The sequence below is a fragment of the Kocuria rhizosphaericola genome (assembly GCF_044462205.1).
GTDB lineage: Bacteria > Actinomycetota > Actinomycetes > Actinomycetales > Micrococcaceae > Kocuria > Kocuria rhizosphaericola.
The window spans coordinates 1-8,331 of record NZ_JBISWK010000027.1; the positions used below are offsets into that span (position 1 = coordinate 1).

Consider the following 8,331-nt stretch of genomic DNA (forward strand, 5'->3'; position numbering starts at 1 on the left):
GGGGGAGGAGGGCGCCGTGGCGCGGGTGCGGTGCGCCCGCTGCCGCCGGCTCGCTGATCAGCCGGCCTGCAGGACCGCGATTCAGTCCGGGAGGCGGTTGCCCGTGGTGGTGTCGAACAGGTGCACGTGCGCCAGGTTCGGGGCGACCCAGATCGTGGTCCCGGCCCTCGGTGGGGTGCGGCCCTCGGCGCGCACGATGATCTCGTGAGCGCCTTCGGCCCGCTCGTCCACGGCCCCGGTGGGGTCCACGGGCACGATCGTGTTGGCGGCGGTGACGGGGGCGAGGTGGCCGTAGACGAAGGCGTCGGCCCCCAGTTCTTCGACGACGTCGGCCTCGATCGGCAGCCCGGTGCCCTCGGGCGCGGGGTGCAGGTCCTCGGGGCGGATGCCGACGGTCACGTGGGTCCCGGTGATCCCGGCCCGCTGGGCCGGGGACAAGGAGATGTCGATGGTGCCCAGTTGCACTCCGGTCTCGGTGACCGGGACTCGGAAGAGGTTCATCGCCGGGGAGCCGATGAACCCGGCCACGAACTCCGTGGCCGGGGCGTCGTAGAGCGCCCGGGGGGTGTCGACCTGCATCAGCAACCCGTCCTTGAGCACGGCGACGCGGTCGCCCATGGTCATCGCCTCGACCTGGTCGTGGGTGACGTACACGGTGGTGACGCCCAGCCGGCGGGTCAGGGAGGCGATCTGGGTGCGGGTCTGCACCCGCAGCTTCGCGTCCAGGTTGGACAGCGGCTCGTCCATCAGGAACACCTGCGGGGACCGGACGATGGCCCGGCCCATCGCCACGCGCTGGCGCTGCCCGCCGGAGAGTGCCTTGGGCTTGCGGTCCAGGTAGTCGGTGAGGTCCAGGATCCTGGCGGCCTCCTCGACCCGGCGCTGGCGCTCACCGGCGTCGATCTTGGCGATCTTCAGGGCGAAGCCCATGTTCTCGGCCACGGTCATGTGCGGGTAGAGGGCGTAGTTCTGGAACACCATCGCGATGTCGCGGTCCCGGGAGGGCACGTCGGTGACGTCGCGGTCGCCGATGTAGATGTTCCCGCCGGTGACCTCCTCCAGGCCGGCGAGCATCCGCAGGGTGGTGGACTTCCCGCACCCGGAAGGGCCCACCAGGACGAGGAACTCCCCGTCGGCGATCTCCAGGTTCAGGTCGGTCACCGAGGGGCTGTCGGCCCCCGGGTACTGACAGGTGACATTGGCGTAGCGCACAGAAGACATGGTTCAAGCCTCTTTCCCGGCAGGCACGTGCCGGACGATCCGAAGGAGAAGAGCTGCCCCCTCAGGTGAGGGGGACCACAGTGATCCTAGTCACTTCCGGGGTGCCGCCGTCCTCGGCTCGCCGTCGTCCGAGGTCATTGCAGCGCGTCCCGGCGCAGCCCGGTCAGTCGGGTCAGGGCCGTGGCCAGTTCCTCCGGCGAGGCGACCCGGTGCGCGGCCACGGACTGCCCCGTGCCCACCTTGATCCCGAGGTCGGCGGGACCGAGCTCGCGCATGGCGTTCTCGTCCGTCACGTCGTCGCCGGCGAACAGGGTGACGTCGGCGCCGGTGGCCTGCATGAACGCCGTGATGCCCTCGCCCTTCGTCGCGGAGTGCACCGAGGACTCGACCACGTGCTGGCCCGGGGTGACCTTCAGCCCGTCGAGCCGTTCGAACTGCTCGATCATCTCCTGCTCCGCCCTGGCGCACAGGCTCTGGTCCGCCATCGTGCGGGTGTGGAAGGCGGCGCCCGTGGGCTTGAGCTCCAGCTTGGACCCGGGATACCGGGCCACCTGCGCCTCCACGAGCGCGGTGGCCCGAGCCAGCAGCTCCTCCTGGGCGGGGGAGAGCTGCAGCCCGGTGTCCGCGGCCGCGTCCCCCAGGGCGTCGAGGAGCAGCTCCGCCCCGTGCGAGCCGGACAGGAGCATCCGGCCGGCCGGGTCCACCACGGAGCGCAGGAAGCGCATGGGACGGCCGGAGATGACGGCCACGTACGTGCGGTCCAGCTCGAGCAGCTCCTCGAGCGCCGACTGCGCCTCCGGCAGTGCCCGGCTGTCGTGCGGGTCGTCCGTGAACGGGGCCAGGGTGCCGTCGAAGTCCAGGGCCACCAGCAGGGTCTCGGACTCGGCCGCCCGGGCGAGGGCCTCCTCGAGAGCCGGGCGGGCGTCGTCGTGCGGGTCCATCACTGCTCCTCCTCATCGGTCGTTCCGGGGCGGGTGCGGGCGAGGTCCCGCAGGAACGCTTCCGACCAGTCGTTGACGTCGTTGCCCAGGACCTGCCGGCGCATCGAGCGCATCCGCTTCTTCGCCTCCGCCGGGGGCATGTCCTTGGCCCGCAGCATCGCGTCCTTGAGGCCGTCGATGTCGTGGGGGTTGACCAGCAGCGACTGCTTGAGCTGTTCGGCGGCGCCCGTGAACTCCGAGAGGACGAGGGTCCCGGAGCCGTCCGTCTTGGCCGCGACGTACTCCTTGGCCACCAGGTTCATGCCGTCCCGGAGGGAGGTCACCAGCATGACGTCGGTCGCCAGGTACAGCGCCACCATCTCCTCGAACGGGTAGCCGTGGTGCAGGTAGCGGATCGCGGTGTGCGAGATGGTGTCGTGCTGGCCGTTGAGGTGGCCCACGAGGCCTTCCACGTCCTCCCGTAGCTGGACGTAGGACTCCACGCGTTCCCGCGAGGGGTTGGCCACCTGGACCAGCACCGACGGCCCCACGGTCAGCCTCCCGTCCTCCAGCAGCTCCCCGTAGGCCTTGATGCGGTGCAGGATGCCCTTGGTGTAGTCCAGGCGGTCGACGCCCAGGAACACGGTCTCGGGGTCGCCGAGCTCGTGGCGGATCTCCCGGGCCCGCTCCTTGACCTCCGGCCGGGAGGCCAGCTCCTGGATCGCCTGCGCGTCGATGGAGATGGGGTAGGACTGCGCGTGCACGGTCCACGCGGCGTCGTCCGTGCCGAACCGCGCCGCCCCGTTCTTGAACGGCACGTCCAGGAACCGCCGCACGCAGCGCTGGAAGTTCTGGGCGTCGCCGGGGCGCTGGAAGCCGATGAGGTCCGCGCCGGACAGACCGTCGAGGACGGCCCGCCGCCAGGGCAGCTGCGCGAAGATCTCCAGGGGCGGGAAGGGGATGTGGTTGAAGAACCCGATCGTGAGGTCCGGTCGCAGCTCCCGCAGCATCTTGGGGACCAGCTGCAGCTGGTAGTCCTGCACCCACACGGTGGCGTGCTCGGCAGCGATCTCTGCCGTCCGCTCCGCGAAGCGGCGGTTGACCCTGCGGTAGGAGTTCCACCACGTGCGGTGGAACTCCGGCGGGGCGATGACGTCGTGGTAGAGGGGCCAGAGGGTCGCGTTGGAGAAGCCCTCGTAGTAGGCCTCCACCTCGTCGGCGGACAGCGGCACCGGCGCGAGATGGAAGACGTCGTGGTCGAAGCGCTCGAGCGTCTCGTCGGCGGCCCCGTGCCAGCCCACCCAGGCACCGGCGTTGCGGGACATGACGGGGGACAGCGCGGCCACGAGTCCGCCGGGGGAGCGGCGCCAGGACGACTCCCCGTGCTCCACCACGCGCTCCACCGGCAGGCGGTTGGAGACCACGACGAAGTCGTAGCCGGCCTCCTGAGGCACGTCGGTCCTGGGCTCCGGCACCTGCTCCAGATCGGCCGAGGAGGCGGTGGAGGTCTGCTCTGCACTCACGAGGTGTCCTTCCGGTGGGTCGTCGTCGTCCTGTCCCCAGTCTATTCGTCAGCGTGCTCACGGTTCCGCCTGGTGATCTCCTGAGTCGGCGGGCCGGGAGGGGGTCCGATAATCTGGGCGACGACACGTCCCCATCCGCCCCCGAGGATCTTTCGAAGAGGACCCATGGCATCCAGCAGCAGCACGACCCCCGACCCCCGGAACCGCGACGCCGCCCGAGAGCGGGCGCGGCAGGTCGCGGACCAGCACGCACGGCAGGACAAGCGCTCCCGCCGGATCCTGCAGCTGGGCATCCTCGCCGTGGTCCTCGTCATCGTCGCGGTGATCGGCGTCGTCGTGGCGCAGAACCGTGCCCAGCAGATCCCCGAGGCCGGCCCCGTCCCCGCCAGCGCCAACCAGTGGGGCGGCACGGTGCTGACGGCCGACGGGGTCCGCACGGGCGAGTCCGAGGTCCAGGAGCGTGACCTCGGAGAGGTCCCCGAGGCCCCGGAGACCCCGGACGAGTCCGCCGTCCCCCCGGGCGTCGAGGCCTCCGGTGCGGACGAGCCCGTGCAGGTCGTAATCTTCCAGGACTTCGAGTGCGTGCACTGCGCCGACTTCGAGACCGAGAACGGTGAGGCGCTCGAGGAGGCCGTGACCTCCGGCGACATCACCCTCGAGTACCGCAACCTGAACTTCCTCGACCGCTCCACGCCGACGCAGTACTCCTCCCGGGCCGCGGCCGCCGCCTACGAGGTCGGCAACCAGGTCTCCACCGAGGAGTACCTGGCCTTCGTCGAGGAGGTGTTCTCCCACCAGGGCACCGGTGGGCTGGACGACGAGCAGCTCGTGGAGATCGCCTCCTCGCACGGCGCCGAGATCGCGAGCGCCCTCGAGGAGAACACGTGGCGGCCGATGGTCAACGTGGTCTCGCAGGAGTCCCTCGCCAACGGCGTGTCCGGCACCCCGACCGTCTTCATCGACGGCGAGCGTCTCGGCAACGAGCCCTTCCAGGACGCTCTCGACGCGGCCGTGGAGGCCAAGGAGTAGGGTCCTCGCTCCAGCAGCACGACGGCGCCGCGACCCGGGAGGGACGCGGCGCCGTCGTGCTGTGCTGGGCCCTCCGGCGCCCGGGGGATTTCGGGGTCCCCCGACGCGTCCGATATCCTGGGTGACCGGCCGCCCGAGCCGCACCACTGGATGCCGAGGGCTGCTTCGCCTCCTTAGCTCAGCTGGCCAGAGCACCTGTCTTGTAAACAGGGGGTCACCGGTTCGAATCCGGTAGGGGGCTCCACCGGTCCGAGTTTTTGCACTCGCGACCACTCATGACGTCACATGTTGCGCTGAGATCTCGACATGAGATATAAGCCTGCTGATTTCCTGGCGGTCCTCGGGCGAGCCTTGGACCCGGCCGGATCCGGTCGCGGAATGTGCGCCGGTGAACGATGCCGCTGAGATCCGCGCCAGTACTGGGCTCTCGTGGCTGCCGCGTCGGGGCGACCCGGCGCCGGGGCGTGAAGCGGCCGCACCGGCGAGGGTCCGGGCACGCCCATGCCGCACGGGGGCTGCGACGAGACGGAACCGTGATCGCAATTGTCCTGGTCGGTGTCTTGAACCGTGACTCAGGACGCTCCTACGGTGTTCATACCTATCTCATAGGTGAGACCTCTTGCACAGGTCTCGGAACATCTCGATCGCATGACGATCCCCATGTCATGCCCTTTCCACAGGAGCAGTTGATGAGCACTCTGCGGAAGACCCTCGTCGGCGCGGCCATGGCCGCCGCCCTCGTGGGAGGAACGGTTGCCACCCCGGCGGTCGCGGGGTCAGGCAATGGTACCGAAGACAAGCACGATAACCATAGTGAACGTGATCACGATCGTGGAGGCCGTCACGACCGCGGAGACCACGACGACGACAAGAATCGGGAGTACGACCGTCATCGCGACGGCGACCGGGGTCGGGACAAGAAGGACGATCGCGATCACGACTGGGACCGGCACGACCGCGATCGCCATGACTACGACCGGTATCACCGTCACGGGGACGGCCACAAGCACGACCACGAGCGGTACGACCGCGACCGGTATCACCGTCACGAAGACGGCTACAAGCACGACCACGAGCGGTACGACCGCGACCACGACTACAAAGATCACTGGTGGTACTGCGAAGAGCACGAGAAGTGGCACTTCTACGACGACGACGACAAGCGGAGCCGTGACCACCACGAGGACATGAGGGACGAGGGCAAGCACAAGCACAAGAAGGGCCAGGACCACGACCACGACGACGACCACGACCACGACCACAAGCACTGAGCCGGTCGGCACAGGACCCGGCGCGCAGGAACTGTCCGTGATCGGGGATCGCGGCAGTCGTCCGTAGGAGCGGGCCCCGTGCGAGGGATCGAGCGCCCCGTCCCGTGGTGGACGGGGCGCTCCCCTGCGCGGGGCGTCAGCCAGGGCCGTCTCCGTCGACGGCCGCCGTGTGCTCGAGGACTGCCTGGGCCAGCGGTTCGACCGCGCTCCGCGGCAGGGCATGGCCGAGGCCGGGGACCGTCACGAGGCGGGCGGAGCCGATCACCGCCGCCAGGTGCCGGGCGTGCGGCGGCGGATACACCGGGTCCTCGGGCGCCTCGACGACCAGCACGGGCACCGGGACGCCGGCCAGCTCTCCGGCGCGATCGAGACCGGACCGGTCCGCCAGCGCGTGCGCCGCCGGGTTCTCCGCCGTCCCCGAATGGGCGACGACGCGCTCCTCCAGCTGCCGGAACTCCTCTGCGTCGAACGGCAGCACGTCGCCGTTGAGGATCCGCCAGTGCTCGACCCGCCACGCGATCTCCTCCTCCGGGCCGCGGGGGTCGGCGAGGTGCCGCCACAGCTCCAGCAGGCGCGGATCGGGGCCCGGGAGCCCGGCGTCAGCGGCCCCGGACGGGTCGGCCGGGCCGGAGCCGAGTGCGGACGTGGCGAAGACCGTGGCGCTGAGCAAGCGGTCGGGGTGGTCGAGCAGGAGGAGCTGGACGAGCGTGCCGCCCATCGACATGCCCACCACGTGCGCCCGGTCGAGCCCGAGGGTGTCCAGAACCGTGACCGCGTCCTGGGCGAGGTCGCGGAGCGCGTAGGGGTGCGCGGCGAAGGCGCGGGTGGACCGGCCGGTGTCGCGGTGGTCGTAGCGCACCACGCGGTGCCGGGTGCCCGGTCGGGCGACCAGTTCGGTCGGCCACGTCGCGCCGGAGGCGTTGGCCCCCATCACGAGGAGCAGGGGAGAGCCCTCGGGGTTGCCCGTCTCCTCCACCCACAGCTCGTAGTGCTCGTCCGCCAGCACCGTCCGTTCCATGGCACCCAGTATCGTCCCCGGTGAGCGGCTACCGTTCCCGCGCCCGCCGGACAAGCCTCTGACTTGTCTTGAATGGGTGGTGGCCGGCACTGGGGAGTCTGCAGCTTCGTAGTGTTGAGAGTGGCGGTCGGCGCTGGTCCGCAAGCTTCTTGTCGCCCCTGGAAGGGGGCTGGCTCATTGATAGGGTGCCCGGCCGGCCGCCACCTGCCCTGGGTGTGGTTCGACAGAGGCGTGCAGGTGGATTGAAGTCAGAGTGCCCACCGAGGGAGCTTCATATCCCTGCCAGTGGAAGCAGTCTGCCATGACGATCATCGGGATCGATCCGCACAAGTCCTCGCTCACCGCCGTAGCCCTTGAGGCTGATGGAACTACCCGTGCCACGCGGCGCTTCGCCGTGACCAAGGGCACCGGCCCGGCCGTGCTGGCCTGGGCCTCCCAGTTCGACCAGACGTTGTTCGCCGTCGAAGGCGCAAAAGGCCTGGGCCGGGGCATCTCCCAGTACCTCATCAGCCAGGGCCACGAGGTCATCGATGTTCCCTCGACCCTGTCGATGAAGGCCCGGGTGCTGCACACCGGCGGCGGGCGGAAGACCGATGCCGCTGACGCCCGGGCCGTAGGATGGGCCGCCCAACACCACGAGGGTCTGCGGCGGGTGATGGCCGAGGACCATACCGAGATCCTGGACCTGCTCACTCACCAGCGTGACGCGCTCAAAGGTGAACGGACCCGGGCCCTGAACCGACTCCACGACCTGCTCCGAGATCTAATCCCCGGTGGCGTGCCCCGAGGCCTGAACCTCACCAAAGCGAAGGCGGCGGTGCGCACGGTGCGCCCGGCCACAGCCATCGCCCAGTGCCGGCGCGATCTGGCACGGGATCTGATCGGTGAGGTGGCCCGGCTGGAGAAGCTGATGGACGACTACGAGCAACGGATCGCCGAGGAGCTGCAGATCACCGGCACCTCTTTGATGGAGCTGCCGGGCATCAGCACCATCCAGGCCGGGAAGATTCTGGGCGAGGTCGGGGACGTGCGCCGGTTCCGCTCGGCCGGGCACTTCGCCAGTTACACCGGTGCCGCACCCCTGGACACCTCCAGCGGGGACAACATGCGGCAGCGTCTGAACCCCGGAGGCAATCGTCAGCTGAACTCGGTGCTGCACGTTATGGCGGTGTGTCAGATCAGCCATGCAGGCCTCGGTCGGGAGTACTACTTGAAGAAGATCCAGGAGGGCAAGACCCCGCGCGAGGCCCGCAGAGCCCTCAAACGTCGGCTGAGCAACGTCGTCTACCGCACCATGCTCAAGGACCTGACGGCCAACAAACCGGCCCTCCCTTGACACAGAGGCCCTA

At 69.7% G+C, this 8,331-nt stretch carries 7 protein-coding genes and 1 tRNA gene; 4 read left to right on the plus strand and 4 right to left on the minus strand.

Going from position 1 to position 8,331, the window contains the following annotated elements; all coding sequences use genetic code 11:
- Positions 1-81 precede the first annotated feature (81 nt).
- From ACH9D2_RS02355 to ACH9D2_RS02365, 3 genes are all read right to left on the minus strand, one after another.
- A complete protein-coding gene (locus tag ACH9D2_RS02355) occupies positions 82-1,221 on the minus strand; it encodes a sn-glycerol-3-phosphate ABC transporter ATP-binding protein UgpC (RefSeq protein WP_396361150.1) in 1,140 nt (379 codons plus the stop codon).
- A gap of 134 nt (positions 1,222-1,355) precedes the next feature.
- Positions 1,356-2,162 carry a trehalose-phosphatase gene (gene otsB, locus ACH9D2_RS02360; protein WP_396361151.1) on the minus strand — a complete coding sequence of 269 codons (807 nt, stop codon included), beginning with the start codon at positions 2,160-2,162 and terminating at the stop codon, positions 1,356-1,358.
- The gene (locus ACH9D2_RS02365; RefSeq protein WP_396361152.1) at positions 2,162-3,664 is read right to left on the minus strand and encodes an alpha,alpha-trehalose-phosphate synthase (UDP-forming); all 1,503 of its coding nucleotides are present in this window, start codon (positions 3,662-3,664) and stop codon (positions 2,162-2,164) included. Before ACH9D2_RS02365 ends, otsB begins: the two co-directional genes overlap by 1 nt.
- Positions 3,665-3,829: 165 nt before the next feature.
- On the opposite strand from ACH9D2_RS02365, the gene ACH9D2_RS02370 reads away from it, so the two are divergent.
- The 3 genes from ACH9D2_RS02370 to ACH9D2_RS02380 all read left to right on the plus strand — a co-directional run bounded on the left by ACH9D2_RS02370 (position 3,830) and on the right by ACH9D2_RS02380 (position 5,964).
- Positions 3,830-4,693, plus strand: coding sequence for a DsbA family protein (locus tag ACH9D2_RS02370; protein ID WP_396361153.1), 864 nt, complete (start codon positions 3,830-3,832; stop codon positions 4,691-4,693).
- A 167-nt stretch (positions 4,694-4,860) separates the two neighbouring features.
- Positions 4,861-4,937 (plus strand) — tRNA-Thr (locus ACH9D2_RS02375).
- A gap of 445 nt (positions 4,938-5,382) precedes the next feature.
- Positions 5,383-5,964, plus strand: a complete 582-nt coding sequence (locus tag ACH9D2_RS02380) for a hypothetical protein (protein ID WP_396361154.1) — start codon at positions 5,383-5,385, stop codon at positions 5,962-5,964.
- A 136-nt stretch (positions 5,965-6,100) separates the two neighbouring features.
- Here ACH9D2_RS02380 and ACH9D2_RS02385 read toward each other — a convergent pair whose 3' ends face one another.
- The gene (locus ACH9D2_RS02385; RefSeq protein ID WP_396361155.1) at positions 6,101-6,982 is read right to left on the minus strand and encodes an alpha/beta fold hydrolase; all 882 of its coding nucleotides are present in this window, start codon (positions 6,980-6,982) and stop codon (positions 6,101-6,103) included.
- 301 nt (positions 6,983-7,283) lie between these two features.
- On the opposite strand from ACH9D2_RS02385, the gene ACH9D2_RS02390 reads away from it, so the two are divergent.
- Positions 7,284-8,318 (plus strand): IS110 family RNA-guided transposase, encoded by a 1,035-nt coding sequence (locus tag ACH9D2_RS02390; protein WP_396361156.1) that lies wholly within the window; start codon positions 7,284-7,286, stop codon positions 8,316-8,318.
- Positions 8,319-8,331 lie beyond the last annotated feature (13 nt).